Consider the following 25,374-nt stretch of genomic DNA (forward strand, 5'->3'; position numbering starts at 1 on the left):
GAAAAGAGAGAAGACGGTCTTCGCGACCGCACCCGGCTTTCTGCATTCTCCGCCGCCTACTCCGACTCCGCCTCTCCCGCCTCTCCTGCTTCGTCCGCCCGCGCCGCGACCTCCGTGTACACCTCGACGTGGTCGTCGACGACCTCGTCCCAGGTGCGCGGTTCGTACTCCGGCGGCCCCTCCCGCGAGAGCGCCTCCTCGATGCCGCGGACGATGGACTCGGAGTCGCGCTCGACCTCCACGATGCAGTCCTCGGGCAGACACTCGGCGACGCCGGACTCGGTGGCGACGACCTGCGTGCCGACCGCCAGCGCCTCCGTGATGGTGATGCCGAACGGCTCCGCGAGCGACGGCGAGACGAACACGTCCGCGGACTTGTAGTAGTCGCCCAACTCCTTCTCGGGGACGTAGCCGGCCCACACCAGCTTGTCCTCGATGCCCAGCAGTTCGGCGAACTTCACGAGCTGGTCGGTGAGGTGGCCCTTCCCGCCGAGCACGAGCGTCACGTCGTCCCGACGGAGCTTCTGCATGGCGTAGAGGAGATGCGAGATGCCCTTCTGGTCGGTGTGCCGTCCGACGAAGAAGAGCATCTTCCCGTCGATACCGTGGCGCTCCTTCATGTCGGTGCCCGTCAGCTCGGGTTCGGTGAACCCGTTGTGGATGACGTGGCAGTCGCCCCCGTAGTGTTCCTTCACGTTGCCGGCGAGCAGGTGGCTCACGGCGACGAGGAAGTCCGCGCGGTTCGTGAGGCGCTGTTCGGTCTCCACCTCGCGCTGGGGCGGGTCGAGGTTGCGGTCCGAACTCAGCGCGTGAAAGGAGTTGATCCACTCCACGTCGGCGGTCGACTGCGCCCGGGAGCCCGGCCCGTAGCCGAACCAGTCGTGGGTGTGGATGACGTCGGCGTCCTCGGCCTTCTCGGCGAAGCGCTTGCTCAGCCGGCCGATACGAGTGATGATGTCCCCGTCGCCGGTCGGCACCCCCTCGATGTGCTCGCGGTCCTCCGGTGCGTACTCCGCGGGCAGCAGCAGTTCGGCCTCGACGTCGTCGCGCTCGACCAGCCGGTCGAACACCTCACCGACGTGCGTGTCCAGTCCGCCGGTGACGTTCGGCGGGTAGCCCCAGCCCAGCATCAGAACCCGTGGTGGCATATGTCCCGGAGTTTGCGTACCCGCCACTTAGCGTTTGTCGCTCGTGACCCCGTATCGAGGGGTCGTCCCGGCGGCTCGGGGGCGAAATCGGCGGCGACCCCCAGATTGATGCACTCGCGTCTCGCCCTCCCGGGTATGGAGGGTCGAGCAGCCGCCCTCGGGGCGGGCACCGTCGTCAACGCGCTCGCGACCGGTCGAGGCGCCGCCTTCGCCATCGACGCCGAGACGCGCGCGACGGTCGAACTGTGGGCCGGCGGCGAGCGCGCCGGCGACGCGTCGGCGACACCGACCGTCGAGGGCGAGATAGCCGAGGCCCCCGACGCCGACACCCGCCTCGTCGAGCGCTGTGTCGAACTCGTCGTGGAACGCTACGGCGACGGCCAAGGCGGACGCGTCCGCACCGAGTCCGACGTGCCGATGGCGGCCGGCCTGAAGAGTTCGAGCGCGGCCGCCAACGCGACCGCGCTCGCGACACTGGACGCCCTCGGGCTCGAGCCGGTCGACGCCGACGGCGGCGAGACGACGGGTCGCTCGCGAGTCGCCCGCGTCGACGCCTGCCGCCTCGGGGTACAGGCCGCCCGCGACACCGGCGTCGCCGTCACCGGCGCGTTCGACGACGCCGCCGCCAGCATGCTCGGAGGCGTCGTCGTCACCGACAACCGCGAGGACGCCCTGCTCTCCCACGAGGCGTTCGAGCAGGACGCCCTGGTGTGGACCCCACCGGAGCGCGCCTACAGCGCCGACGCCGACGTGAGCCGCTGTGAGGCGGTCGCGCCGATGGCCGACCTCGCGATAGAACTCGCCCGCGACGGCCGCTACGGCGAGGCGATGACGGTCAACGGCCTCGCGTTCTCCGCGGCGCTCGACTTCCCGACCGACCCCGCCGTCGAGGCGATGGGACTCGCGGAGGGCGTCTCGCTCTCCGGCACCGGCCCGAGCGTCGTCGCCGTCGGCGACCGGGAGAAACTCGACGCCGTCCGCGACCTATGGGCCGAGCGTCCGGGCGAGACCAGACTGCTTACCACGCGCAACGACGGAGCACGCGTACTATGACCGACCAGACAGACTTCGACGCCGAGACGAGCCTGGAAGAATCGCCCGTGGACTCGATGAGCCTCGACGAACTGCGCGCGGAGATCGAGGAGATCGACCGCGACATCGTCGAACTCATCGCCCGCCGAACGTACGTCGCCGACACCGTCGCGACCGTGAAGGCCGAACGCGACCTCCCGACTACGGACGAGGGCCAGGAGGAGCGCGTCATGGAGCGCGCCGGCGAGAACGCCGAACGATTCGAGGTGGACGCCAACCTGGTGAAGGCGATTTTCCGGTTGCTCATCGAGCTGAACAAGGTCGAACAGCGAGAGAACCGCTAACGCTCGTTTCGGGGGTCGCCGAGACAGCCCAAGCAGTTTACCGGTCACCGACGAAGTCCCGGTATGGTCACGAAACACGACATCCGAAACGGCATCCGCGGCGGTGTCGGACGGTTCAAGCGAGAGGTGACGGCGTCGTTTACGAAGGAGGAACTCGGGGCGCTGCGTGCGGAACTCGGCGTCGGCGACACGACCGACCCGACCGAATCGACGGCGACGATGCGTCGGCAGGTACGAGTCGCCGTCGGCCTCGCCGAGGAACTGGACGAGGCGCCCGACGGGGCGTTCTCGAAGAGCGAGTTGGAAGCAATCGCGGCCGCCATCGGGGTCGACCCCGTCAGCGGTGACGAACCGGAGCCGCTGTTCTGACCGGCGGACAGTCCGCCGTGCCGGGCGGAGTCCGGGAAGGCGCGCTCCAGCCCGGCCTCAGTACGTCCGCTCGACGACGACCGTCCCGGTCTCGTCTCGGACGGTAATCGTGTCGCCGCCGTTGTTCCAGACGGCGCGCCCCGACCCCCAGTAGAGGGCGCCGTCGCCGTCCGTCCCCGACCCGGTGTAGAGCGTCACACGCTCGCCGGGCCGGAGCGTCAGCGCCGGGAACGAGTAGTCGTGGTCTGCGGCGTCGGTGACGGTCCAGCCGGAGAGGTCGACCGCCGAGTCGCCGGCGTTCTCGAAGACGACGTACTCCTCGTTGAGGTTGTCGTGGTCGTTACCGGGGGCGTCCGCGTGTACCTCGGCGACGGCGAGGTCGCCGGAGGAGCCGCCGTCGGTGACCGGGGTCGAGGTGGCCTCGGATGTGCCGGGTGTGTCGGTCGACGGCGGTGTCGCTGTCGGAGTCCGCGTGGATGTCGGCGTGGCGGTCTCGGGGGCGCCGTAGTTCCAGAGGCCGAGTTCGTCGCGCTGTGCCGTCCGTTCGGCGGTCGCGTAGGCGTCGTACCGACTGAACTCCGACTCGTACAGTCGAGCGTACCCCTGGCTGAGCAGCCGCCGGTTGAAGTCGGTCCCCTCGTGGTCGACGTACACGAGGAGGCGACCGTAGCCCCCGCGGCGGTCCGCCGCCGGGTCGGTCGAGATGGCGACCTCCTCGCCGGCGAGCTTCGAGGTGGCGTAGGTGCTGGCCTCGCGACCCCAGGAGCGCAGGTGGTCGCGCCCGCCGTCCGTGACGGGGATGCCTTCGAACTCGTCCGGCGTGTTCTCGACGTGAACCTCCGGCGTGTCGACGCCGAGTAGCCGCACGTTCTCCGTGTGGCCGTCCGGGAACCGAACTTCGAGAGTGTCGCCGTCGACGACGCGGACGACGGTGACGGTCCACTCGGTACGGTCCGAGAACTCGGGCGTGGCCGTCGGCGTCTCCGTCGGGACGGCGGTCGTGCTGGTCGTCGGTCGAGCCGTGCTGGTCGCCATCGTCGTCGGTCGAGCCGTACTAGTCGGGGTGCGGGTCGCGGTCTCCGTCGTCGTAGCCGTGCTGGTCGCGGTCGCCGTCGTCGTCGACTCCCGAGCGCCGGCGGTCGTGGCGACGGTGTCGTCCTCGTCACCGGACGACCCGGCAGGAGCGGGGTCGCCGTCCGAGTCCGGTCCGTCGTTCGAGCCGGATGCCGTCGAGTCCGGCGTGTCGACCGACGCGTCGGTTCCCGTCGTCCGGGACGTCGTCGAATCCGGCGTCCCCGCCTCGGTCACCGACCCGGAGTCGGCTCCGGTCTGTGTGCCAGCCCCCGCTCCGACCGGGGTCTCCGTGGCGGTGTCGGTGCCGACGCCGTCGGCGGTCCCGTTGGGGTCGGTCGTCACGCCCCCGCCACACCCCGCGAGAACCACCGTCAGCACCACCGCGAGCGTCAGAAGGTCCCTCATTGACGTGTCGTTCGGGGGCACTCGGCGGGGCGACTAAGTTGTGGGGAAGCGAACAGGTCCGTGAATGTCACGAAACGCGAAACACGAGACGCCCGACTAGTCGCTCTCGCGAAGCGTCTCGCGCCGGTGAGGATGCGGTCGGGCCGAGAAGCATGCGACCGCGGTCCCGCCGACGGAGTGCCTCAGTACTCCCAGAGCCGGCGAATCCGGTCCTCGGCCTCCGGGTGCGCCCCCCGAAGCGCCTCGACGCTCGTCTCCCCCCCGACGTTCACCACGTGGACCTCGCCGCGCTTTCCGCCGTAGACGTCCTGGAAGTCGTAGACCGCGCCGACGACGTCCACGCCGTCGGGGACCGAGTCGTCCTCCAGCAGGGCTTCCACCTGCCGGTCGACGTTGTACTCGACGAGCCGATTGACGGCGCCGGCCCGGTCCACGTCGTCGGGGAGCGCCTCGACGCCGTCGGCCAGGCGAGACTTCAGCAGGTCGATGCTGTACTCGATGCCCGGCGGCTCGGAGATGCCGTCGGTCAGCGCGTCGTAGGTCGCCGTGACGGCGCCACAGCCGGTGTGACCCAGCACGACGGCGAGTTCGGTCCCCGTGTGTTCGAGCGGGTAGAGTACGTCACCGGAGACGACCTCCCCCTGCTCGGTCCGCTGGACGACCCGGTTGCCGATGTTCGAGACGGTGAACAGGTGACCGGGCCGGTCGTTCTCCCAGACGTGGTCCTGGAGGACGCGGGAGTCCGAACAGCAGACGGTGACCGCGTCCGGGTGTTGGGCGTCCTGTACCTCGTCGAAGCGCGAGTCGAACTCGCGGGCGTGTTCGGCGTTGTGTTCCAACAGGTCGAGGAACGTCCGGTGCATACCCGTGACTCCGCGGGGGACGACCATATTGGTTGGTGGTCGGTGCGACCCTCGCCGGTGTGCCAACCGGGCGACTCCCGCCGGGGCGCCGCGACGTTTCAGCGCTCGAAGACGAGTCCGTAGTGGTGCGGCGGCAGGTCGACGTCCTCGACGAGGTCGAAGTCGGCGGCGTCGAGGACGACGCGTTCGGTCGCTTCGGGCGTCATCCGCCTTTCGGGTGGCGGTCCCCGTGGTTCGCCCAGCACGGCCGTCTCCTCGCGCGGACGAGCGTGCCAGTTCACGACGACGAACTGCCCGCCGGGTCGGAGCGACTCGAAGCACTGCCGGAGGAGCGTGCCGGGGTCGTCGACGCCGTGGAGGGCGTTCGCGAACAGGACGCGGTCGACCGGTTCGGGCAGGAGGTCCGACAGCTCGCGCGCGTCGCCGCGGACCGGTTCGACGGTGTCGATTCCCTGCGCCGACGCGAGATGAGCTAGCTCGTCGAGCAGGCGCTCGTCGAGGTCGACCGCGTACACCATCGCCGGGTCGGCGATTCGGGCGACGGGAAGCGCGAAGTAGCCGTTGCCGGAGCCGACCTCGGCGAGCGTCTCTTCGGGTGCGACGCCGAGTCGGCGGAGCGTCGCGCCAGGTGTCGGCCACAGCCGACCCCACCAGTCCCAGTCCGGCTGGCGGGTGTTCTCGAAGCGTTCCACACCGGGGCGTACCGCGTCTACCGGAAAGTCGGTTCCGGGTTCCGACGGCGGGGAGTCAGCCGTCGGCGCGGTGACCCCCGGCGGCGCCGCACCAGCCAGAGCAGAATCACGACGCCTTCGAGGCGCGCGAGCGCGTACAGCCACGGACGGACTTCCACGGTGTCGGGGTTCGAGACGGCCACCCGAAGCCAGAACTCCACGACGCGCTTCGGCGCGAACAGCTCCGCGAGGGCGAGGAGAGCGAGGGCGAGTCCGAGGACCATGAGAAGACTACGCGCCCGGCCGAGAAGTATCTCTCAGTCGCTCCGCTGGGGGGACCGGTACGCTTGACACCGCCGCCCGCGTGGCTCCCGCATGGACATCCCCCCGTTCGAACTCGAACGCTGGTTCGACGAGTACGAACCCGACGCCGACCTGATGCTCGCGGAGAGCGGGGTCCGGAGCCTCGACGCCGACCGCTTCGACCTCGACGTCGGCGAGATGGGCTACGTCATCCCGACCGACGGCGACCCGACGTTCAGAGCCGACATCGCCGACAGACACGGTCGCGACGCCGAGGAGGTCGTCCTCACCTGCGGCACCCAGGAGGCTGACTTCCTCGGCTTCCTCTCGCTCGTGGACGAGGGCGACCACGCCGTCGTCGTCGCGCCGACGTACCAGTCCCTGGAGAGCGTCCCCGCCTCGGTCGGCTCGGTGACCACCGTGGAGACCGAACCGCCCGAGTGGGACCTCGACGTCGACGCCGTCGCCGACGCGATGCGCCCGGAGACGCGCCTCGTCGTGCTCACGAACCCGAGCAACCCGACCGGGCGCTACTACGGTCCGGAGACGATGCGGGCGCTGTACGACCTCGTCGCGGACCACGACGCCGACGGCCGTCGGGGAGGCTCCGGGCCGGGAGCCGGTACGAGTGTCGGCGGCGGACACGGCACCTACCTCTTCGTCGACGAGGTGTACCGGATGCTCGCTCCCGACCCCCACGAGCCGGCGGCGGCGCTCGGTCCGCACGCTATCTCGGCGGCCGGCGTCTCGAAGTCGTACGGGCTCGCCGGTGCCCGACTCGGTTGGCTCGTCGCCGAGCCCGCGGTCGCGGACGCGGTCCGGCGCTGGAAGGATTACACCACCATCTCGCCGCCGAAACTCGGCCAGCACGTCGCGAAGCAGGCGATGGGCGCACAGGAGGCCGAGATTCTCGACGCGAACCGCGCGCACGCGGCGGGGAACCGCGAACGCGTCGCGGCGTTCCTCGAGGAGTACGGGATGGAGTGGTACGAGCCGACCGGCGTCAACGGCTTTCCGACGCTCCCCGAGGGGTTCGACAGCGGGAAGGAGTTCTGTCGGTCGCTGGTCGAGGCCGAGAGCGTCGTCCTCGCCCCCGGGGAGCTGTTCGGCCACCCCGACCGATTCCGTATCGGCTTCGGCCTGCACACCCACGAACTGGAGGAGGGGCTGGCGCGGGTCGGTCGACACGTCGAGTCGGTCCGGTCGAACTGAACACCGCTTCACCGAGCCGGTCGGACGGAACTTCCCGTCACGCGAGTAACGCTTTTCCCCGGCCACCGTCAACGCATCACATGGAACGGGGGGAGCCGGCCGGACCGGTGCTCGTGGCGGTCGAAGAGCCGGCGCACGTCCAACAGCTGGTCCGGACCGCCGGCGACCTCGCACGCCTCGCCGGGAAGACGGTGCGGCTCGTGACGGTCGTGGTGAAGTCGTACGACTCGCCGTTCGGGGTGTTCGACGACGAGACCATCGTCAGACAGTTCTCGGGTGACGACCGCGAGCTCCTCGCGCGAGCGGAGGCGCCGCCGGGCGTCACCGTCGAGCGCGACCTCATCGTCGCGCGGTCGGTCGCGAGGGGGCTCCTCGCGGCGGTCGACGAGACCGACCCCGCCGCGCTGGTGGTGGGGTGGGAAGGGCGTCCGCGGCGGAGCGACGCGGTCCTCGGCTCGACCGTCGACCGGCTCGTCGAGCGCGCCGCCTGTGACCTCTACGTCGAGCGCGTCGGCGCCGAGGCGAACGGGGTCGACGCCGTCCTCCTGCCGGTCGCCGGCGGTCCGCACGTCGCGGCGGCCGCCGCGGTCGTCAAGGCCATCGCCGCCCGGAACGAGGCCCGCGTGGTGCTCCTGTCGGTCGCGACGCCGGGGCCGGACGCCGGCGACGCGCGCGAGGTGGCAGGTCGGTACGTCGAGGAGGCCGCGGCGGCGCTCGACCGTGCGCCCGGGCCCGCGGTGCCGGTCGAACGGGTCGTCCGCGTCGACGACGACGTCGTCGGGACCATCGTCGACGTCGCCTACGACGGCGACGTCATCGTGCTCGGCGCGACCCGGCAGGGGCGACTCCGACGGCGGCTCGTCGGGTCGGTTCCGCGCCGGCTGGTCGGAGAGACCGACAGGACCGTCATCCTCGCACGGGACGGGGACGTGGTCGGGGGACCGCTCGGACGGGTCGGGGAGCTGCTCAGACGATGAACGGTCCCGGGAGCCTCGGGGTCGCGCTCGTCTCCGCGCTCGGGCTCGGCTTCTGGGCGTTGGTCGCCATCGCGACCCTGACCGGGCTGGCGACGGCGTGGGCGCTCGGCGCGAACAGCAACTCCCCACCCTTCGCCCCCGCCATCGGCGCGAACGCCATCTCCACGATGCGGGCCGCGTTTCTCATCGGTATTCTCGCGGCGCTGGGGGCGCTCACGCAGGGCGGGAGCATCTCCGAGACGGTCGGCTCGGGGCTGATAAACGGCGTCGCCATCGGCTCGCTCGCGGCGACCGCCGGCCTGCTGACCGCGACGCTGTTCATGGGGTTCGGCGTCTACTCGGGCTACCCGGTGCCGGCGGCGTTCGCGACGACCGGCGCGATGGTCGGCGTCGGACTCTCCCTCGGCGGGACGCCGGCGTTCGACACCTACCGGCGTATCGCGACGTTCTGGCTGCTGGTCCCGCCGGTCTCGGGCGGGCTGGCCTACCTGACGGCGACGCTACTCCGGCGCGACGACGTCCCGGAGACGGTCGGCATCCCGCTGCTCGCCGGGCTCGTCGGCGGCATCGTCGCGAACGTCGAACTGAGCATCGTCCCCGCGGCGCCGGGGGAGACGGCGAGCTCCCTCGCCGCGTTCGGGAGCCGGCTCCTCGGCTCCCCGACCGTCGGCGGCGTCGACTCCGCGGCGGTGGCGCTCACGCTCCTCGCCGCGGCGGCGAGTTTCCGGTTCATCCGCCGACGGACGCAGGCCTCGGTCGACCGGGGGGTCAGGACCTTTCTCGTCGCTCTCGGGAGCGTCGTCGCCTTCTCGAGCGGCGGGAGTCAGGTCGGGTTGGCGACGGGGCCCCTCGAGAACCTCTACGGGACGGAGCTGGGGCTTCCGGGAATCGCGCTGCTCGCAATCGGAGCGGTCGGCATCCTCGGCGGCGCCTGGATGGGCTCGCCACGACTCCTGCAGGCGACCTCCCGGGAGTACGCCCAACTGGGAATCAGGCGCTCCATCGCCGCGCTCGTCCCCGGGTTCGTCATCGCGCAGTCGGCCATCGCGCTCGGCATCCCCATCTCGTTCAACAACATCATCATCTCCGGCGTCATCGGCGGAGGGTTGGCGGGCGGGTCGGCCGGCGTCTCGCGGCGAAAAATCGGCGTGACGCTCCTCTTCTGGGTGTTGACGCTCGTCGCCTCCGTCGGCGTCGGGTTCGGGCTCTACCGACTGTTCGCGGCGGTTCTCGGGGGGTGAAGGGGTCGGCGGCGGCGAGGCGCCGGTGACGGGTCTCACCGAACGACCGTCACCGTCGCCGGCGCCGCGCCGACGACCGCGGTCGCGACCGTCCCGAGCAGGCGTCGCGCGATGTCACCGCGCTCGCCGCCGTGGCCGCCCATCACGACCTGGTCCACGTCGTGTGCGTCGACGTACGCGAGGACGGTCTCCGCGGGGTCGCCCGACTCGACCGCCGGCTCCACCGTCCGGTCGGCGGCCTCGGCGCGGCGCTCGGCGTCCGCGACCAGCCGTTCTGCGCGGGCGCGTGCGTCGGCCCGTCGCCCCTCGTCGACGCCGAGGACGCCCCCTTCGCTCATCGACGCGTCGACGGGGGTGACGACGTTGAGGACGGTGGTCCGACAGTCGAACGTCTCGAGCGCGTAGTCGAGTGCCGCCTCGGCCAGCGGCGACCCGTCGAGCGCGACTAGGACGTGCGAAGGAGCCATGTCGCTACTCGGTGAGCGAGGCACAAGAAGGTCCCGCGGGGGTGTGGCGGGACGTGGGTACAGCGGGTTGCGCTACGGGCTCGGCGTCTGGACCGTCGAGATGTACGCCGTCAGGTCGGTGGTCGTTATCATGCCGATGACGCCGTCCTCGTCGTCGACGACCGGCATGTGGTGGAACCCGTTCCCGACCATCGCGTCGGCGACCTCGCGGATGTCGGTCTGGGCGGTCGTCGTGACCACGTCCGTCGTCATGTACTCGGAGACGGGCGTCTGGTCCTTCGGCTTGCGCTCCGACACGATGCGGACGAAGTCCGTGTTGGTGAGAATCCCCTGGAGTCGCCCGTCGTCGTCGACGACCACGAGCGAGCCGATGCCGTGTTCGAGCATGGTCGTCGCGGCGTGTTCGACCAGCGTGTCCGGCGTGACGGTGACGAGGTCGGAGGACATGAGTCGCGCGACGAAGATGTCGTCCATGGGTGGCGTTTCCAGCGGGCGGGGGTTAAGGGTGCGGGTCGCGTCCGGCGTCGTCCGAGGTGTTCTCGAGACTCGGTTGTGATTAGTCCGGCTCAGTTCCCGTAGTCCGCCGCCAAGTCGTCGAGGGCCTCGTGGCGTTCGGTCGTGTGCGGCGCCGTCAGGGGGGAGACGCTCACCTTCCCGTCGACGAGGGCGCGGCAGTCGGTCCCCTCGGGGTCCGGAAAGTCGCCACTCTTCATCCGGCCCCAGAGGCCGTCCGTGAGGTGGACGCGGGAGTCCTCGTGTCGGGCCCGCATCTCGTGAAAGCTCGACGGGCGGGTGACGACCATCTCGGCCGGCTCGGCGGCGGCGTTCTCCGGCATCGGGGCGTTCACGTTCAGGTAGTCGGCCTCCTCGAAGACGCCGGCGCCGAGCGCCTCGCGGGCGAGGTACGCCCCGGCATGGGTCGCGACCCGAAAGTCCGTCGGGTCGCTCGCCAACTCGGTCCAGTTCGCCTCGTCGCCGCCGGTGACGAACATCGAGACGGCGATGGCGGGCACGCCGAAGAACGCCGACTCGACGGCGGCGCTGACGGTGCCCGAGCGGCCGAGCACGTAGGCGGAGATGTTCGCGCCCTTGTTGCAGCCGGCGACGACGAGGTCGGCGTCGGGACAGAGCGCGTCGAGGCCGGCGACGACGCAGTCGCCGGGCGTCCCGTGGACGGCGTAGCCGAGGGGGTGCTCCACCACGTCGGCCTCGCGGGAGAGCTTCCGCCCGACGGCGCTCTGGTCGTCGGCGGGTGCGACGGCGGTCACCTCGGCGAACGAGTCGAGCGCGTCGTACAACGCGCGGAACCCGACGGCGTCGATTCCGTCGTCGTTCGTGAGCAGGATGCGGGGCGTACCCGTGGTACCCATGTCTCACCCTTCGACGGGGGCGCGAAAAGCACACCGGGTCGACGACGGGGTTCGTTTCGCGAGAACCCCCACACCCCCGACGACCCGCCGACAGCTGATTGCCGACCGGGCGCCTACGCTCTACCATGCACGCGAGAGACCCGACGCGCCGGGAGTTTCTCAGAGCGGGGACCGCCGTCGGTGTGAGCGTCGGGGTGGGCGTCGCATCGGGCGCCACCGCACCCGTCGTCGCACAGGAGGCAACCGAACACCTGGTCGAGATGACCGACGGACTGGTGTTCGACCCCGACTCGCTGACGGTCGCCCCCGGCGACACCGTCGTTTGGCGGACGGTCGGGAGCGTCGGTCACAGCGTCACCGCCTACGCGGACGGCATTCCCGAGGACGCCGAGTACTTCGCGAGCGGCGGCTTCGAGACCGAGAGCGCGGCACGGCGGGGGTACCCGCGAGGGGACGTCGGCACCGACGAGGAGTTCGGCCACACGTTCGGGGTGGAAGGGGAGTACGAGTACTTCTGCATCCCCCACGAGAGCGTCGGGATGGTCGGGACGGTCACCGTCCAGGCGGGCGGTGCGGCTCCCGAACCGGCCGTCGAACTCCCGTCGGTCCCGGACGCGGCGAAGTCACTCGCCCTCGCGGCCGGGACGGCGATGGTCTCGGTCGTCGCGATGGCCTACGTGCTCCTGAAGTACGGCGGCGACTACGGCGGCGAGGACGACGAGGGGCGGCGTCCGGTTCGCTGACCGGTCCTCGGGGTCGTCGGGACCCGCGGGGCCCTCCGCGCCCTCGAGGCTTCCGGGGCCGGTGGTCCGTCCGGTTCCCCCGCCCAAGCGGAACGCACACAAGGGAGCGACCCGTTCGCCCGCCCATGGGACTCGGAGGAACGGCGAAGAAGATCCAGAAAGTCGCGGAGATGGCAGAGGACGTCTACCAGCGGTTGAACGAGATGCGAGAGGAGCTCCGGCGGACGAAGGAGACCGTCGAGATGACGAAGGACCGCGTCGACTCGCTGGAGTCGGAGGTCGTCGAACAGCGGGCGCTCGTCGCCGCCATCGCCGAGGAGCAGGGTCTCGACGTGGACTCGATTCGGGCGACCGCTCACGTCGACGAGGCGGAGCGCTCGGGGGACGACGCGTCGTCGACCGACGCAGGCGGCGCCTCCACGGACGCCGATGCGGACACCGAATCGGAGACGCCGGCCGAGGAGACGACGCGCGGGGCGAACCCCTCCGAGGCGCCGACCGACGGCGACTGAGTCGGATTCGACGGCGGAGTTGCGGATAAACGCCTCGTTTAAGCCCGTGCCGGCGGGTTTCGCCTCTCACGGGGGCTGTCTCGAGGTCGGCGAGGAAGACCGATTCTCTCGGTTGCGGACCCGTCTGTGTCTCCGAGAAGAGTTCAGCCTGCCGGAACAGTACCACTAACTAACTTGATAGAAGTATTGATATTCTCTTAAGATGATAGATTTGGGAGGGGACGCGAAACCCTGTGGTCGTTGTGGCGGTACGTCGCGGCGGCGGCGTCTCGCGTACGAGCACGAACCGTGTGGCCGAATCGACCTCACGACCGACGACTGCGGGGCCGTCTCGTGTCCTCGGTGTGCGGTCGGGAGCGAGGACCGGACGCACCCCGAGTTCGCTCACGTCGGGACCGTCGACGAGTGCCGGAACTGCGGCTACCGCGAGCACGCGACGGACGCTACCCCTGCCGAGCCCGAAGGGTCGGACCGGGCGGTGGCGCGCCCGTCGCTCTCGGCGCTCGTCGCCGGGGGCGCCGGTGCGGCTCGACGGACGGCGACCGTCGCGCTGGTGGTGCTTCTGGTGACCACGGCGGTCGGCGCCGGCGTGCCGACCGGGCTGGTCGGCGGGGTCTCGTTCGACGGGAACGAGGGTCAGCCGGCGACGACGCAGCCGACCGAGTGGCGCGAGTACCGGACCATCGTCGTGTTCCGGAACGACGACCCACAGCCGGCGTACCACTTCGAGACGCTCCTGGCGGTCGACCGGGTGTTCGTTGAGGAGAACGTCCCCCTCACGACGGGGGTCGTCGGCGCCCCCCACGGGGAGGAACTCGAACCCGACAGCCGGTTCTGTCGCTACCTGCGCGCCAACGAGCGGCGACATCCGGAGCTCGTCGAGTACGCGCTCCACGGTTACAGCCACCGCACGGAGACGGCGTTCGCGTCCGGGAGCGAGTTCGGCGGGTTGCCGGCCGCCGAACAGCAGCGGCGCGTCGAGCGGGGCACCGAAGCGGTGACCGACTGTGTCGGCCAGCGACCGCGTACGTTCGTTCCCCCGCTGAACTCCTACGACCGGAACACGACCGCGGCGCTCTCCGCGGCCGGCTACCGGACCGTCTCCGGCGGCGGCTGGTTCACGAAAGCGTACTACAATCGGTCGGGAACGTTCGAATCGGGCGGGCTCCGTCACACACCCTCCGTGAGCGGGTTCGTCGCGAACTGGAGCACCGGCGAGTTCCACGACCGTGAACGGCTCTACGGCGACTTCGACCGGTCGTATCGGAACGGGTCGATACACGTCCAGATGCTCCACTACCAGTACTTCGCGACGGCCGACCGGCGGCAGCTGCTCCGTGAGTATCTCCGCCACGCGAAGTCGAAGCCCGGCGTCCGATTCATGACGCTCGGCGAGCTCTCGACCGGACTCGACGAGGGGACGGTCGTCCGCACCGACGACGGCTGGCGGGTGCTCGAGTCGACCGACCCGACCGACAGGAGCGACTCGACCGACCCGACCGACAGGAGCGACTCGACCGACCCGACCGACAGGAGCGATAGGAGCGACCGAGCCGGGTCGGCGCTCGGTACGGCCGGCGGCGAGGGTGTCGGGGCGGACGGGCCGGCGCCGTCTGTCGGCTCCCCCGCCGCGAGTCGCCCCGTCCGGCTCCCGGTCACGGGAGGGCGACGATGAGTCCCGGCGAGCGAATCGGCTCGTTCGCCGCCGACCCGACGAGCCTCCTCCTGTACCTCGTCGCCGCGGTGCCGTTCGCGGCGGTGGCGCTCCTGGCGTCACGGGCCGCGCTCACGCTGGCCGCCGTCGGCGTCGCCCTCGGGGCGGCCTACCTGCTCTGGTCGGCGTACGTCGTCGACCGCAAGCCGGCGTTGGAACGCTACTTCGGCGTCCGGGGGTTCCTGGTCGCGGCGGTCGGCTGTGGGCTCTTTGCGGCGACCCGCGTCCACCTCGTCGCGCTCGACGTCGTCTACCTCGCCGCGTTCGTCCTGGTGGCGTTCTACTACTGGGTCGTCGGTGCGGGGGCCCTCGCGAGCGCGGGCGCCGAGGGGCCGACCGTCGACGACGACGCGCTCCCGTCGGTCAGCGTCCTCGTCCCGGCGTACGACGAGGCGGGGTACATCGGCGAGACGGTCCGGTCGGTGCTCGAGACGGAGTACGACCCCGAACGTCTGGAGGTAATCGTCGTCGACGACGGGAGCACCGACGACACCGCCGCGGAGGCGGCGGCCGTCGACAGCGACCTCGTCAGGGTGGTCTCGAAATCCAACGGCGGCAAACACTCGGCGCTCAACTACGGGCTGTTGTTCGCCTCGAACGAGGTCGTCGTCACCGTCGACGCGGACACGACCCTCGAGTCCGATTCGCTACGACGGTTGGTCGCACCGTTCGTCGACGAACCCGACCTGGGCGGCGTCGCCGGCACCATCCGGGTCGCGAACCGCTCCGGCCTCCTCGGCCGCTGTCAGGCGCTCGAGTACGTCGTCGGCATCAACCTCAAGCGCCGCCTCTTCGACCGACTGGGCGCCGTCACCATCGTCCCCGGCTGTTTCGGCGCCTTCCGGCGGGAGGCGCTCGAGACGGTCTCGGGCTACGAACCGGACACGCTGACCGAGGATTTCGACGTGACGATGAAAGTGCTCCGGGCGGGCTACCGGGTCCGAGCGAGCGACGCGGTCGCGACGACCGAGGCCCCGGACGACTGGCGCAGCCTCTATCGGCAGCGCCTGCGCTGGTACCGAGGGAATCTCCTCACGCTCGTGAAACACGGCGACGTGCTCGGCGAGTCGGAGGCGGGGTACCTTCACCGGCTCGCGTACCCCCTCTGGCTCGTCGAGTCGCTATTCCTGCCGGCGGCGGGGGTCGTCGTGCTCGGCGCCGTCGGGTGGTCGCTGGCGACCGGGGAGACCGCCGTCGTCGCGACGCTCGTCGCCTTCCTCGCTCTCGTCGGCGTCGCGCTCGCCCTCGCAGTTCGCCTCGGCGACGAGGACCCCCGCCTCCTGCTGGTCGCCCCGCTACTCGTCGTCGGTTACAAGACCGTCGTCGACCTCGTGCTCCTCCGCAGCCTGTGCGACGTCGTCACCGGCCGCTACGTGACGTGGACCCACCCGGACCGTATTCGACAGACGACGGAGGCGGCGACGGCCGAGCCGTCTACGACCGAGACGTCCACCGCCGGGTAGCAACCTTAACGAACCGGGGCAACATTTGCCCGGGCATGACGACCCACCGCGAACCCCTCGACTCGGTGCTCGACACGGTCGGGGAGACACCGCTCGTCCGGGTGCAGGCGAGCCCGGACGAGGTGCCCGTCTACGCCAAACTGGAGTCGTTCAACCCCGGTGCCAGCATCAAGGACCGAATCGGCAGGTACATGCTCGAAGCGATGCTCGACGACGGGACGCTCCCCGAGGGGGGGACGGTCGTCGAACCGACTGCCGGCAACACCGGCATCGGCTTCGCCGTCGCGGCCGGGCAACTCGACGTGGACGCCGTCTTCGTCGTCCCCGAGCGCTTCTCCGTGGAGAAACAACAGCTGATGCGCGCCCTCGGCGCCGAGGTCATCAACACGCCCACCGCCGACGGGATGGGCGGCGCCATCGACCGCGCCCACCAGCTCGCCGAGGAGTTGGACGACGCCGTGGTGCCCCAGCAGTTCTCCAACCCGCTGAACGTCGAGGCCCACTACGAGACGACCGGGCCGGAGGTGTACGAGGCGCTCGGCGACCGCGTCGGCGCCGTCGTCGCCGGCTGTGGCACCGCCGGGACGCTGATGGGGATGGCACAGTACGCCCGCGAGCAGCACCCGGACACCTACGTCGCCGCCGTCGAACCCGAGGGGTCGCTCTATCGGACGCTCGTCGGGCGGGACGTCGAGGAGGGCGAGTACAAGACGGAGGGTATCGGCACCCACGAGCCGGCGACGAACGAGCTGTTCGACCCCGAACTCGTCGACGACGTGCTCTCCTTCTCCGACCGCGACATCCATACCGAGATGCAGCGGCTGGCCCGTGAGGAGGGCCAACTCGTCGCCTCCAGCGCGGCGGCCAACTCGCTCGCGGCCCGTGAGGTCGCCCGCCGGGCGGTCGACGGCGAAATCGAACTGCCCGGCGACGCCGTCGTCACCGTCTTCGCCGACTCCAGCGAGCGCTACCTCTCGAAGGGCGTCTACGGCGACTTCGAGGCGTGGCAGGGGTGAGCGCGGCCGCCCTCCCCACCCGGCGGCTCAGCCCGACAGCCGCTCGTGTTCGACCTTCATACAGCGGTCCTGGACGACCCGGAGCCCCGCCTCCTCGGCGCGTTTCGCGGCCTCGTCGTCTCGGATGCCGAGTTGGAGCCAGACCGCCCGCACGTCGCCGCGGCTCTCGCGGCGCTCGACGACCTGGTCGACGATTCCGGCGACCTCCTCGCTCGGCCGGAACACGTTGACGAGGTCGATCTCCCCCTCGACGTCGGCGAGAGAGTCGACCGCCTCGACGCCGAGCACCTCGTCGGCGTAGGGGTTGACGGGGTGAATCTCGTACCCGTGGCGCTGGAGGTACGCGGGGATGTCGTGGGCGGCCTTGCCGGGCGTCGAGGAGCAGCCGACGACGGCGATACGGTCGAGGTCGAGCAGTTCTCGAAGGTAGGTGTCGGCCGTGATGGGCATAGTGTGAGAGACGTGACCGTACCTCAAAAGCGTTCGCCGCCGCGACCGGCGTGCGGAGCCGTCCCGGACGAGGCCGTGCTCAGACCTCGGCGATCTTGACGACGGGTTCTCCGTCCTCGCTGGTCTCGACGACGCCGTCGAACAGCTGTTTGAGCGTGTTCAGCGTCCGGTCGTCGTGGATGGAGGCGTCGATGCAGAACAGGCCGAGACCGTCGACGCTCTGGATGCGACCGGTGAACACGTGGAGGAACCTGAAGACGGTCTGCAGGTCCGAGTACATCAGCAGCGTCGACAGCGAGTGGACCATGACGCGGTTCCGGCGGATGCCGCGGTCCTGGTAGAACGCCTGAAGGAACTCCGAGAGCTTGATTCCGATGCCGGTCATGTCGACCGGCGAGGAGGTGTACTTCACCCGGTCGTCGTCGCGCACGTCGTTGACGCCCTGCTGGCGAGTGACGCAGTCGACGACGGCGACGGGGCTGTCCGCGTGGGAGACGCGCTTGCCGTACTCGTCGAGCAGTCGGCTCGCGCTGTCCTTCGTCGTGACGATGATGCCCCCGTCACCCCGACGGGTGCCGCTGGCGAGCACGTCGAGACAGAGCGCGCGCTTGCCCGACAGCGGCGGGCCGGTCACGAGGAGGTTCGTCCCCGGGTCGATGTCGGGACCGAGGTCCCGCGGGAGGTCATACATCCGGACCCCCCCGCGTGCGCGGGCGCCGTCGCTCTCCGTCGACGGTGTGACGCACGCGCTCACGAACGTTCATCGGCTGGTAGTGAGATAACGGCTGGTGTTAATATTCTTTTTCATTATCAGACCGTCAGAGTGTGAATCCGACGAGGACGGCGACCCGGCTCACGAGGAACGCCCCCGAGGCGAGCAACATCCCCGTCTTCAACAGCTCCTGGCTCCGCGTGGGGTCGCGAAACGAGTGAACGGTCGCCCCGAGCAAAAGCCCGTCGGCGGGGACGATGAGCGCGAGGTAGAGCCGGCCGAAGGTCCCGACGAGGTACGGCAGACCGCTCGCCGCGACGGCCGCCACCATCGCCACCACGCCGAGCCAGAGCGTCGGGCGCTCGCCGAGGACGATAGGAAGGGTTCGGAGCCCCTCCTGGCGGTCGCCTTCGAGGTCCTCCACGTCTTTGACTGCCTCGCGGGTGAAGGTCGCCGTCGCCGCCAGTGCGAAGAGGACGAGTAACCCGACCGGGAGCGTCGGGAGGCTGTACGGGTCGCTCGCGCTGTCGAGGACCGCCAGCCCGCCGAAGAGGAACGTCGACCCGGTGAGGTAGCCGACGACGACGTTCCCCACGCCCGGAAGCCCCTTGAAGAACTTCGTGTAGGCGACGAGCGCGAGCAGGTTGACGACTGCGACGGCGATGGCCGCCGGCGGCAACTGAAGCGCGCAGACGACCGCCCCGAGGAAGAGACAGGCGCTGAACACGAGCGCCTCCCGCTCGGACACCGCGCCGCGGGGGATTGCCCGGTTCGGCCGGTTTATCGCGTCGATGTCGGCGTCGAAGTAGTCGTTGATGGCGTTGCCGGCGGCGGTGGCGAAGACGGTCGCGCCGACCGCGAACCCCATCGCCGCCACGTCCTCGCTTCCGCTGGTCAGCGGGAGGACGGTGAACGCGCCGATGAACGTGAGCGCCCCCGCCGCGAGGACGTTCCCCAGTCGCGAGAGCTCCACCAACCCCTGGACGAAGTCGGCGGTGGCGTTCGCGGCGGAGCGCTCGTCGACAGTCACAGTTCCCACTGTACGACGACGATTCTTAAATCGCGCGGACCGGGTGGCGCGAGGGAAGCCGTTCCCATCGGCCGACCGACGCGGTTCGCGGGCTGGCGGGCCGACGGACCGCTCGCCGGATTCTCTGCGTCCGAGCGGTCGGGCGTCGGCCTCGTGGTGACTGGATGCCGCCGACTGTACGCTTCCGTCCTCCCCCGACTGTACGCTTCCGTCCTCTCGCATCGTTCCCGCCCACGAGGCGAGCCTCGTGAACTCAGGATTATGGTCTGAAACGACGTCTACTGCTCGATAGCTGTGAATCGACGCACGTTTCTCGCATCGAGTGTCGGAACGGTCGGAGCCGGACTCGCCGGCTGCCTTACGTCCTCCCTTCCGATGGCCCCCGACGCGCTTCCGCCGGACCCGACGCTACAGTGGACTCGTCGCTACGGCGAACGGATTACCCACGTGAAACTCGGTACCCTCGTCAGTACGGCAGACGACGGCCTCTTCGCCGCCGGCGAGCGGATGGACGGCACAGACGGTAGCCTGAGCGCGTTCCTCGTACGAACGGACCGGGCCGGGGAAGACCTCTGGCGACGAACCGTCGAGGGCTCGGCCGCGGTTGCCGCTCTCGACCCCGTCGACGGGGGGTTCCTCGTGCTCCTCGGATATCCTGCCCCCCGTTTACTCCGCCTCGACGGCGACGGGCGAACGCTGTGGACACGCGACATCGAGATGCCCGACGGGGTCGGCTTCGAGCCTGTCGCGCTCGTCGCTCGGGAGGTGGGTGGCTACGCAATCGCCGGCGTCTCCGTCGAGGGGATACGGGTGGGGCCGGACGCGTTCGCCGAACGCCGAAGTCCGGTCGTGATGGCAGTCGACAGTGATGGACACGAACGCTGGCGACGTACGTTCCCCGCCCCGGACATCATCGTGAGCTCCGACGGGAAGGGGAACGTCGAGTGGGGTCCCGGTTCGGACATCGCGACCGGAATCGCCGCGACGGGAGGCGGGTATCTCTTGGTCAGCAACCCCGAGGGGGAGCCGCCGGTCGTTCGAGCGCTCGGCGCACGCGTCGAGGAACGGTGGCGGCGGTCGTACGGGAACGTCTACGGGGGGTATCTCCGGTCGATTACTCCGACCCCGGAGGGGTTCGTTCTCACCGGGCGGATTCTCGACCCTGAAGCGGATAGCGAGGTTCCCTGGCTGTTGGCTATCGACGACGCGGGCGAACCGTTGTGGAGCTACGGCTACCTGTTCAGCGACGGACCCGACGCCGCCGCTGCCGACTTCGCCGCACTCGAGGTCGATAGCGACGGGTCGCTGGTCGTCGCCGGAACCTACCATCCGGACGGCCACTGGAGCGACCGGTCCCGTCCGATGCTCGCCCGAATCGGCCGCGACGGCTCGCAGGTACAGTGGGTGCGCCAGTACGGCGACCGGGGCGGAATCGGAGAAGCCGTCGCTCGGACTTCCGACGGTTCGATGGTGCTCGCGGGCGAGCGCAACGGCTCTTGGACGGAGGGGCTTCTCATCCACGCCGGGCGGCCGACGGCGTCGAACCTCGGGTCGGTGCTCCCCGTTCGGATAGAGCCCGAACCCGCATCGGAGAGATTCATCCAAGACAGAAGTGGGCCATCCTCTCACCGGTGACAGCGGATTTTCCACCCTCCGACGCAACACTGCCCTGGGAGTCGTTCGGGTCAGTGCGACGTCGATAAGCCCACGGCTTCGTTCGCACACGATTACGTCACTGGGCACAGTTGACTCGGGGACACTACGGCCCGAGGACAAACCGTATGGTTTAAACGACCGACGCGGCTCTGCTATAGTACAGGGCGCTTAGCTCAGTCTGGACAGAGTGCTTGGCTTCGGACCAAGTTGCCGTGGGTTCAAATCCTGCAGCGCCCATTCGTTCTCCGAACGATTCAAATCCGCAAGACGGCATCATATCGCTTATAAAGCGGAGCCGTCAAACCAAGTTGATTTCGTTCGGTCACCGAACGGGGGTCCACGCTATCCCGCGATTCGTCAACATCTAAAACGCAGACGAGTGCAAAACCATTGTCGATTGTTGTGGTCTAATTGTCAATCCGTTCCCGTCGGAGATTGATCTTGAGGGGGACTCGGTTATGAGGTGAGACGTGTTCGGAACCGGACGGGTACAGCCGACCCGTGCTTACGGCTACCTAGAGTGCCGTTCTCCCGGCAAAGAGTGTAAGTATTGCTGTGCAAGGCATGCAGCCGAGTGGTCCCTATCGAATCTTGGATTAGCCAATGGCTAGCCTGCGAGGATTGGTATGAAGACGACTGTGCCGGCTGTTCCGGAGCGTCTTTCCCCCGCATTTGTAATACTATCAGGAAGGTTTAACAGATGAACACTCCATATATCTTCTATGTCTGGGGGAGAAAAATTCACCGTCTATTCAATGAAGTTGCAGCCTGCGAAACAGACCGGTTTCTATGATGCCTGCCGCCAACACAATATCATCGGAACCGGATGGGACCCCAATGGTCCCCAGAAATCTCCTGATGATATTGAGCAAGCCCACCGCGCCGCCGGACGGACGACCAAGAGCGGAAGACTGCGTCATGAACTCCGCTACATCATCCACGGAATGAACAGTGGCGAGGATGGATCGCCGTCAGATTATGTCTGGGTGAACGAAGGGAGCAAGTACGCTATTTGTAAGGTCAAATCGGAATGCGTGACCAGTTACGATGTAAAAGAGGAACTCCGCGAAGACCTAACCAACGAAAACGGGGCACAAATATATAACATCCGTCGGGTTGAGTGGACAGATGTCCCAGTGAACTTCGTACCGGGATACGTGCAGCGCAAGTTCACAGGTCGTTTCGGAACGCTGAACAAGATGAAGACAGGTGTTGATGCAGACGCTAAGCGCGTCATCCAACATCTTCATTCAATTGATGACTTTGATACGGAGCGCTCTGTATCGCTGGATAAGCTACAATCAGCTGTAGAGGCTCTCGATGCTGATACCCTGTTCAGTATTTTAGATGCCGACGATACCGAGGAGTTGGTACTAGACTACCTCCAATCAAAGGGCTGGCGACTTACAAAATACTCAACTGGCGACTCGCAAGCAACGTATGAATGCGAACTCCGGCGCGTTACTGACCAGAATCGCGAAACTGCCTACGTGCAGGTTAAATCTGGCAGTGCAACTGTTGATCCACAGGATTATACAGAACTGGCAAAGCAAGGAAGAGTGTTCTTGTTCAGTAACTTGATGGGCACTGAAGAAGATAGTATTCCTCAGAACATTTCTGTCTTGGAACCAAATGAACTCATGCAACATCTCCAAGAGAATCTTGGATGGCTTCCAATGCCGACGCTCCTCCGTCTCTCGACTTCGATATAGCGATTGATAGAAAGTCTTGGAAGCTATGGGGCGCGATGCCGTTCATCGCTCTTTACTTGCTCATCTGATTTCTGGACCGGTCTCTCCGGCGACAAAAAATAGTGTGTAGAGGAATTTACCGCAGTGGCAGCTCGCCTCACCATTCTTCGGGTTAATATATCGAAGGCTGGGACGCCCCTCGCTACTATAACGTATCGCGTAGTATCCATCCTGTTCACCTCGAAGCGTTATCTGGCGTTCGCCTTCCTCTTCAACTATACTTACGACCGTAACAGGCTTGTGAACAGTATCTTTCTCGCCAGCAAACACGACCCGATCACCAACGTGAAGAAATTCAAGCAACCGTCGTAGTTCACCAAGGCCATCGCCATTTTCTGGAGGAGATACTCGACCGTTGTTACCACCGATAGAGTGGATGTAGCCGCCTCTAGTAGCGCTCTGTGCCATGCTGTTGAATCGTCCCAACCGATCATCAATAGAGTGTGATAGTAGATAACCTCCGTCTCAGCACAGCTACAGAGAGCGGTGGATGTGTCGCTGGGACAGTCATGAGAAGGCGGACCGCACGCGCGACCATTACCATGGGTTTCCCTGAGACTGCCACGAGAATGGAGGAACCAAGGCTATCCTCGAGAATTCGCGGAAGTGATCGCCAGAGTGGCCGGAATAACGCTTCGGGACACGGTATTCCTGAGGAGAGAATCCTATGGGTGCCCCTGAGAGACAGAGATAACGTGATGTTCGAGGTGGGGATGGAATCTGACAGGATACCGAATGGTCGACAATGAGTCCAGTCCTTTCCTGTGAACGCTTTGAAGTACTTGTGTTGAGAGCCAAGCATATGGTACTCCAGCGTGAGAACCCACTATTTCAGGCTCAGCAAACTTGGCCTCTCCATCAGTTCGGGTCAGACCGTCACGACTTCATCAAGCGACCACCATACCAGCGCAAGACTGTTTGGGAGCGCAAAAAGCAGAAGAGCCTCATGGAGAGCTTCATTTGCGGGCTCTACGTTCCTCCAGTCGTTCTCAGAAGTATTACCCACGAGACCATCCAGAAGTACGAAGTAATCGATGGCCAGCAACGCATTACAGCAATCCAAGATTACCTCAACGACGAGTACTCCCTCCCAAATAGCCAGCAAATCCGAGAGATCGATAACCGCCAAGATCGTGGTTTCGCTGGCAACAGCTTTGCCGAACTCAGCGACGATGACCAGGCCGCTATCGAGCAAGACTGCAACCTCACAGTAGACATCTTGCAAGGAATTAGTAATCCGACGAGCACCGAACACCAGCAACTCGCCACACAGGTGTTTTGGCGCCTCCAACAAGGCGAGTCTCTCAATACGTTGGAGGAAAACCACTCCAAAATCACGAGCCCGGTTCGGAACTACATTGTTGAGCGTGCTGACGATATTAGTTTCGACTATGATGAGTACAAGAGCTTGGATCACAACGACGACCGGCACCCGTTCTTTTCTTTGGTCAACTATGGGAACAACCGTCTGAAACACCTCGGCCTGCTCGCTCGGTTCCTTCTCATTGAGATTGCTGACGGCCCGGCTTACGTAACCGGAACCCGTGTCACTCGCCTCTTCGACTGCGAGAAGGGCACGCTAAATCCAAACGAGGACCAAACGGCGTTCCGGAGCCGCCGAGAAGTTCAGCGAACAGACGAGATGCTCGACACTCTACACGACATCTTCAAAGATACCGAGATGATGACTGACGACGACCAAGTTGTCTACTTCGATAATGAGTACTACATCATCACACTCTACACCCTCATCCGGGAACTCCAGTTCGGCAATTACCGCTTCAACTCTGGTAATTTCAGGGAGATTCGAGAATTCGCCCGTGACTTCTACCGCCGTATGCAGAACGAACCTGTCGGTGATGATGCCATTCTCCGGTTCAAGTCGAAAAGCCAGCAAAGTGCCGATCCGGTAGCTGCTCGCCACTGGATAATGATGAACGAGCTCTGGAAAACAGAACCCGATATCGTCGAACTTGACAGTCAGCGGTTGTTCACACACGCCCAAAGGGTTGCTATCTTTCTCCGTGACGACCGCGTCTGTCAGCAGTGTTTGGAGGAAGAGTTAGAAGCGCTCGACCCCGATGAGGACGAATCAAAAGCGAAAAATCGTGCCCGAGTCGCTTGGAGCAATTGGGACGCCGATCACATCGTAATGCACGCTGAAGGTGGGGATACAACAATCGAGAATGGGCAAGTGCGTTGCCCGGAACACAACCGAAGCGACAACGTCATCCGCTCCGAACTCACCGACTAACAACTAATTCGTTCATATTACAAAGCCCTCAACTATGTCTCATTTTAACCCAGGTGACCGGGTCCGAGTAGACCTTCCTGATCAGACCGACCCAGATCACCAAGAACATCATGGGAAGCACGGGACTATCGTCGAAGTCCTCGATGACGACGGGGGAAAAGTAACGGGCGATGAACGAGACAGCCATCTATATCGGGTGGAGCTAGACACAGGCACGACTATTGACTTCAGATGGCGGGACCTGCGTCTGTCAATTGATGAACAGGCTTCTAAAGAGTTCTAGTGAGGGGTATTACACAGAGAGTGTGTTCCCCTTGACTCGAAGCCATTCACGGCGTTCTCGGTAGTCAGGAACCAACGTCCCCACCGTGTTCCAGAACGAATCTGAGTGGTCGCCATGTTTCGAATGAGCGAGTTCGTGGGCAACCACGTAGTCCTGGATTTTACGAGGCGCGAGAATTAGCCGCCAGTTCAGGACGACGTGACCGGAACGGTACTCTCCCCATCTCCGGGCGATTTCTCGAACCTTGATGTTGACGTCATTGGTTCCGAGTTTCTGGGTGTACTCCTCAGCACGCTCTGGAATGGCTAATTGAG

Annotated in this window: 28 protein-coding genes and 1 tRNA gene; 16 read left to right on the forward strand and 13 right to left on the reverse strand. The window is 66.8% G+C overall.

Features of this window, described 5'->3' with window-relative positions; translation table 11 throughout:
• Window positions 1–56 precede the first annotated feature (56 nt).
• Entirely contained in the window at window positions 57–1,130 is a 1,074-nt protein-coding gene (locus N5095_RS20025) for a glycosyltransferase family 4 protein (protein ID WP_267625359.1), read from the reverse strand.
• A 153-nt stretch (window positions 1,131–1,283) separates the two neighbouring features.
• Between N5095_RS20025 and N5095_RS20030 the strand changes: the two genes are divergently transcribed.
• The 3 genes from N5095_RS20030 (at window position 1,284) to N5095_RS20040 (ending at window position 2,893) form a co-directional block, all read left to right on the forward strand.
• Window positions 1,284–2,201: a shikimate kinase gene (locus N5095_RS20030; protein WP_267624951.1), complete on the forward strand. Its 918-nt coding sequence runs from the start codon at window positions 1,284–1,286 to the stop codon at window positions 2,199–2,201.
• Window positions 2,198–2,524 (forward strand): chorismate mutase, encoded by a 327-nt coding sequence (locus tag N5095_RS20035; protein WP_390203603.1) that lies wholly within the window; start codon window positions 2,198–2,200, stop codon window positions 2,522–2,524. Before N5095_RS20030 ends, N5095_RS20035 begins: the two co-directional genes overlap by 4 nt.
• 63 nt (window positions 2,525–2,587) lie before the next feature.
• Window positions 2,588–2,893, forward strand: a complete 306-nt coding sequence (locus tag N5095_RS20040; protein ID WP_267624953.1) for a hypothetical protein — start codon at window positions 2,588–2,590, stop codon at window positions 2,891–2,893.
• Between the two features lie 57 nt (window positions 2,894–2,950).
• Here N5095_RS20040 and N5095_RS20045 read toward each other — a convergent pair whose 3' ends face one another.
• From N5095_RS20045 to N5095_RS20060, 4 genes are all read right to left on the reverse strand, one after another.
• Entirely contained in the window at window positions 2,951–4,372 is a 1,422-nt protein-coding gene (locus tag N5095_RS20045; protein WP_267624954.1) for a lamin tail domain-containing protein, read from the reverse strand.
• Window positions 4,373–4,554: 182 nt separating this feature from the next.
• Window positions 4,555–5,235: a carbonic anhydrase gene (locus N5095_RS20050; RefSeq protein WP_267624955.1), complete on the reverse strand. Its 681-nt coding sequence runs from the start codon at window positions 5,233–5,235 to the stop codon at window positions 4,555–4,557.
• A gap of 98 nt (window positions 5,236–5,333) precedes the next feature.
• The gene (locus tag N5095_RS20055; protein WP_267624956.1) at window positions 5,334–5,927 is read right to left on the reverse strand and encodes a class I SAM-dependent methyltransferase; all 594 of its coding nucleotides are present in this window, start codon (window positions 5,925–5,927) and stop codon (window positions 5,334–5,336) included.
• A 17-nt stretch (window positions 5,928–5,944) separates the two neighbouring features.
• Complete coding sequence (locus tag N5095_RS20060) at window positions 5,945–6,190, reverse strand: hypothetical protein (RefSeq protein ID WP_267624957.1); 246 nt, start codon at window positions 6,188–6,190, stop codon at window positions 5,945–5,947.
• Window positions 6,191–6,281: 91 nt separating this feature from the next.
• Between N5095_RS20060 and N5095_RS20065 the strand changes: the two genes are divergently transcribed.
• The 3 genes from N5095_RS20065 (at window position 6,282) to N5095_RS20075 (ending at window position 9,639) form a co-directional block, all read left to right on the forward strand.
• Window positions 6,282–7,421, forward strand: coding sequence for a pyridoxal phosphate-dependent aminotransferase (locus N5095_RS20065; protein ID WP_267624958.1), 1,140 nt, complete (start codon window positions 6,282–6,284; stop codon window positions 7,419–7,421).
• Between the two features lie 80 nt (window positions 7,422–7,501).
• On the forward strand, window positions 7,502–8,398 hold the full coding sequence (locus N5095_RS20070; protein ID WP_267624959.1) for a universal stress protein: 897 nt from the start codon (window positions 7,502–7,504) through the stop codon (window positions 8,396–8,398).
• The gene (locus tag N5095_RS20075; RefSeq protein ID WP_267624960.1) at window positions 8,395–9,639 is read left to right on the forward strand and encodes an inorganic phosphate transporter; all 1,245 of its coding nucleotides are present in this window, start codon (window positions 8,395–8,397) and stop codon (window positions 9,637–9,639) included. Before N5095_RS20070 ends, N5095_RS20075 begins: the two co-directional genes overlap by 4 nt.
• A 35-nt stretch (window positions 9,640–9,674) precedes the next feature.
• On the opposite strand, the gene N5095_RS20080 is transcribed toward N5095_RS20075, so the two are convergent.
• From N5095_RS20080 to surE, 3 genes are all read right to left on the reverse strand, one after another.
• On the reverse strand, window positions 9,675–10,106 hold the full coding sequence (locus tag N5095_RS20080) for a universal stress protein (RefSeq protein ID WP_267624961.1): 432 nt from the start codon (window positions 10,104–10,106) through the stop codon (window positions 9,675–9,677).
• A gap of 72 nt (window positions 10,107–10,178) precedes the next feature.
• Window positions 10,179–10,580: a CBS domain-containing protein gene (locus N5095_RS20085; RefSeq protein WP_267624962.1), complete on the reverse strand. Its 402-nt coding sequence runs from the start codon at window positions 10,578–10,580 to the stop codon at window positions 10,179–10,181.
• Between the two features lie 92 nt (window positions 10,581–10,672).
• Window positions 10,673–11,476, reverse strand: a complete 804-nt coding sequence (gene surE, locus N5095_RS20090; protein ID WP_267624963.1) for a 5'/3'-nucleotidase SurE — start codon at window positions 11,474–11,476, stop codon at window positions 10,673–10,675.
• Window positions 11,477–11,601: 125 nt separating this feature from the next.
• Between surE and N5095_RS20095 the strand changes: the two genes are divergently transcribed.
• From N5095_RS20095 to N5095_RS20115, 5 genes are all read left to right on the forward strand, one after another.
• Window positions 11,602–12,219 (forward strand): plastocyanin/azurin family copper-binding protein, encoded by a 618-nt coding sequence (locus tag N5095_RS20095; RefSeq protein WP_267624964.1) that lies wholly within the window; start codon window positions 11,602–11,604, stop codon window positions 12,217–12,219.
• A 125-nt stretch (window positions 12,220–12,344) separates the two neighbouring features.
• On the forward strand, window positions 12,345–12,731 hold the full coding sequence (locus N5095_RS20100) for a DUF5798 family protein (RefSeq protein WP_267624965.1): 387 nt from the start codon (window positions 12,345–12,347) through the stop codon (window positions 12,729–12,731).
• A gap of 202 nt (window positions 12,732–12,933) precedes the next feature.
• Complete coding sequence (locus tag N5095_RS20105; protein WP_267624966.1) at window positions 12,934–14,406, forward strand: DUF2334 domain-containing protein; 1,473 nt, start codon at window positions 12,934–12,936, stop codon at window positions 14,404–14,406.
• The gene (locus tag N5095_RS20110) at window positions 14,403–15,908 is read left to right on the forward strand and encodes a glycosyltransferase family 2 protein (protein ID WP_267624967.1); all 1,506 of its coding nucleotides are present in this window, start codon (window positions 14,403–14,405) and stop codon (window positions 15,906–15,908) included. Before N5095_RS20105 ends, N5095_RS20110 begins: the two co-directional genes overlap by 4 nt.
• A gap of 35 nt (window positions 15,909–15,943) precedes the next feature.
• Entirely contained in the window at window positions 15,944–16,924 is a 981-nt protein-coding gene (locus tag N5095_RS20115; RefSeq protein ID WP_267624968.1) for a PLP-dependent cysteine synthase family protein, read from the forward strand.
• A gap of 27 nt (window positions 16,925–16,951) precedes the next feature.
• Here the strand turns inward: N5095_RS20115 and N5095_RS20120 are convergent, their stop codons facing one another.
• The 3 genes from N5095_RS20120 to N5095_RS20130 all read right to left on the reverse strand — a co-directional run bounded on the left by N5095_RS20120 (window position 16,952) and on the right by N5095_RS20130 (window position 19,116).
• A complete protein-coding gene (locus tag N5095_RS20120; protein ID WP_267624970.1) occupies window positions 16,952–17,374 on the reverse strand; it encodes a CoA-binding protein in 423 nt (140 codons plus the stop codon).
• Window positions 17,375–17,453: 79 nt separating this feature from the next.
• Window positions 17,454–18,065, reverse strand: coding sequence for an RAD55 family ATPase (locus tag N5095_RS20125; protein WP_267625361.1), 612 nt, complete (start codon window positions 18,063–18,065; stop codon window positions 17,454–17,456).
• 127 nt (window positions 18,066–18,192) lie between these two features.
• Window positions 18,193–19,116 carry a geranylgeranylglycerol-phosphate geranylgeranyltransferase gene (locus N5095_RS20130; protein ID WP_267624971.1) on the reverse strand — a complete coding sequence of 308 codons (924 nt, stop codon included), beginning with the start codon at window positions 19,114–19,116 and terminating at the stop codon, window positions 18,193–18,195.
• Between the two features lie 447 nt (window positions 19,117–19,563).
• On the opposite strand from N5095_RS20130, the gene N5095_RS20135 reads away from it, so the two are divergent.
• From N5095_RS20135 to N5095_RS20145, 3 genes are all read left to right on the forward strand, one after another.
• On the forward strand, window positions 19,564–20,751 hold the full coding sequence (locus N5095_RS20135) for a hypothetical protein (protein WP_267624972.1): 1,188 nt from the start codon (window positions 19,564–19,566) through the stop codon (window positions 20,749–20,751).
• A 183-nt stretch (window positions 20,752–20,934) separates the two neighbouring features.
• Window positions 20,935–21,009: transfer RNA gene (locus tag N5095_RS20140), tRNA-Arg, on the forward strand.
• A gap of 485 nt (window positions 21,010–21,494) precedes the next feature.
• Window positions 21,495–22,484, forward strand: coding sequence for a PDDEXK family nuclease (locus N5095_RS20145; RefSeq protein WP_267624973.1), 990 nt, complete (start codon window positions 21,495–21,497; stop codon window positions 22,482–22,484).
• 60 nt (window positions 22,485–22,544) lie between these two features.
• Here the strand turns inward: N5095_RS20145 and N5095_RS20150 are convergent, their stop codons facing one another.
• A complete protein-coding gene (locus N5095_RS20150) occupies window positions 22,545–22,931 on the reverse strand; it encodes a hypothetical protein (protein WP_267624974.1) in 387 nt (128 codons plus the stop codon).
• 394 nt (window positions 22,932–23,325) lie between these two features.
• Here N5095_RS20150 and N5095_RS20155 point away from each other — a divergent pair, with 394 nt between their 5' ends.
• Window positions 23,326–24,777, forward strand: a complete 1,452-nt coding sequence (locus N5095_RS20155; protein ID WP_267624975.1) for an HNH endonuclease family protein — start codon at window positions 23,326–23,328, stop codon at window positions 24,775–24,777.
• A 34-nt stretch (window positions 24,778–24,811) separates the two neighbouring features.
• Window positions 24,812–25,060 (forward strand): DUF8139 family protein, encoded by a 249-nt coding sequence (locus tag N5095_RS22640; protein WP_464369014.1) that lies wholly within the window; start codon window positions 24,812–24,814, stop codon window positions 25,058–25,060.
• A 9-nt stretch (window positions 25,061–25,069) separates the two neighbouring features.
• On the opposite strand, the gene N5095_RS20160 is transcribed toward N5095_RS22640, so the two are convergent.
• Complete coding sequence (locus tag N5095_RS20160) at window positions 25,070–25,363, reverse strand: M48 metallopeptidase family protein (protein WP_267625362.1); 294 nt, start codon at window positions 25,361–25,363, stop codon at window positions 25,070–25,072.
• Window positions 25,364–25,374: the final 11 nt, after the last annotated feature.

Origin of the sequence: Halobium salinum (genome assembly GCF_026586625.1) — an archaeon.
Classification (GTDB): Archaea; Halobacteriota; Halobacteria; order Halobacteriales; family Haloferacaceae; genus Halobium; species Halobium salinum.

Bases quoted from the DNA above. Each gene is read 5' to 3' on its own strand.
- N5095_RS20025 (WP_267625359.1), bottom strand. From the start codon at position 1,130: ATGCTGGGCTGGGGCTACCCGCCGAACGTCACCGGCGGACTGGACACG.
- N5095_RS20030 (WP_267624951.1), top strand. From the start codon at position 1,284: ATGGAGGGTCGAGCAGCCGCCCTCGGGGCGGGCACCGTCGTCAACGCG.
- N5095_RS20035 (WP_390203603.1), top strand. From the start codon at position 2,198: ATGACCGACCAGACAGACTTCGACGCCGAGACGAGCCTGGAAGAATCG.
- N5095_RS20040 (WP_267624953.1), top strand. From the start codon at position 2,588: ATGGTCACGAAACACGACATCCGAAACGGCATCCGCGGCGGTGTCGGA.
- N5095_RS20045 (WP_267624954.1), bottom strand. From the start codon at position 4,372: ATGAGGGACCTTCTGACGCTCGCGGTGGTGCTGACGGTGGTTCTCGCG.
- N5095_RS20050 (WP_267624955.1), bottom strand. From the start codon at position 5,235: ATGCACCGGACGTTCCTCGACCTGTTGGAACACAACGCCGAACACGCC.
- N5095_RS20060 (WP_267624957.1), bottom strand. From the start codon at position 6,190: ATGGTCCTCGGACTCGCCCTCGCTCTCCTCGCCCTCGCGGAGCTGTTC.
- N5095_RS20065 (WP_267624958.1), top strand. From the start codon at position 6,282: ATGGACATCCCCCCGTTCGAACTCGAACGCTGGTTCGACGAGTACGAA.
- N5095_RS20070 (WP_267624959.1), top strand. From the start codon at position 7,502: ATGGAACGGGGGGAGCCGGCCGGACCGGTGCTCGTGGCGGTCGAAGAG.
- N5095_RS20075 (WP_267624960.1), top strand. From the start codon at position 8,395: ATGAACGGTCCCGGGAGCCTCGGGGTCGCGCTCGTCTCCGCGCTCGGG.
- N5095_RS20080 (WP_267624961.1), bottom strand. From the start codon at position 10,106: ATGGCTCCTTCGCACGTCCTAGTCGCGCTCGACGGGTCGCCGCTGGCC.
- N5095_RS20085 (WP_267624962.1), bottom strand. From the start codon at position 10,580: ATGGACGACATCTTCGTCGCGCGACTCATGTCCTCCGACCTCGTCACC.
- surE (WP_267624963.1), bottom strand. From the start codon at position 11,476: ATGGGTACCACGGGTACGCCCCGCATCCTGCTCACGAACGACGACGGA.
- N5095_RS20095 (WP_267624964.1), top strand. From the start codon at position 11,602: ATGCACGCGAGAGACCCGACGCGCCGGGAGTTTCTCAGAGCGGGGACC.
- N5095_RS20100 (WP_267624965.1), top strand. From the start codon at position 12,345: ATGGGACTCGGAGGAACGGCGAAGAAGATCCAGAAAGTCGCGGAGATG.
- N5095_RS20105 (WP_267624966.1), top strand. From the start codon at position 12,934: ATGATAGATTTGGGAGGGGACGCGAAACCCTGTGGTCGTTGTGGCGGT.
- N5095_RS20110 (WP_267624967.1), top strand. From the start codon at position 14,403: ATGAGTCCCGGCGAGCGAATCGGCTCGTTCGCCGCCGACCCGACGAGC.
- N5095_RS20115 (WP_267624968.1), top strand. From the start codon at position 15,944: ATGACGACCCACCGCGAACCCCTCGACTCGGTGCTCGACACGGTCGGG.
- N5095_RS20120 (WP_267624970.1), bottom strand. From the start codon at position 17,374: ATGCCCATCACGGCCGACACCTACCTTCGAGAACTGCTCGACCTCGAC.
- N5095_RS20125 (WP_267625361.1), bottom strand. From the start codon at position 18,065: ATGTATGACCTCCCGCGGGACCTCGGTCCCGACATCGACCCGGGGACG.
- N5095_RS20145 (WP_267624973.1), top strand. From the start codon at position 21,495: ATGTCTGGGGGAGAAAAATTCACCGTCTATTCAATGAAGTTGCAGCCT.
- N5095_RS20150 (WP_267624974.1), bottom strand. From the start codon at position 22,931: ATGGCACAGAGCGCTACTAGAGGCGGCTACATCCACTCTATCGGTGGT.
- N5095_RS20155 (WP_267624975.1), top strand. From the start codon at position 23,326: ATGGTACTCCAGCGTGAGAACCCACTATTTCAGGCTCAGCAAACTTGG.
- N5095_RS22640 (WP_464369014.1), top strand. From the start codon at position 24,812: ATGTCTCATTTTAACCCAGGTGACCGGGTCCGAGTAGACCTTCCTGAT.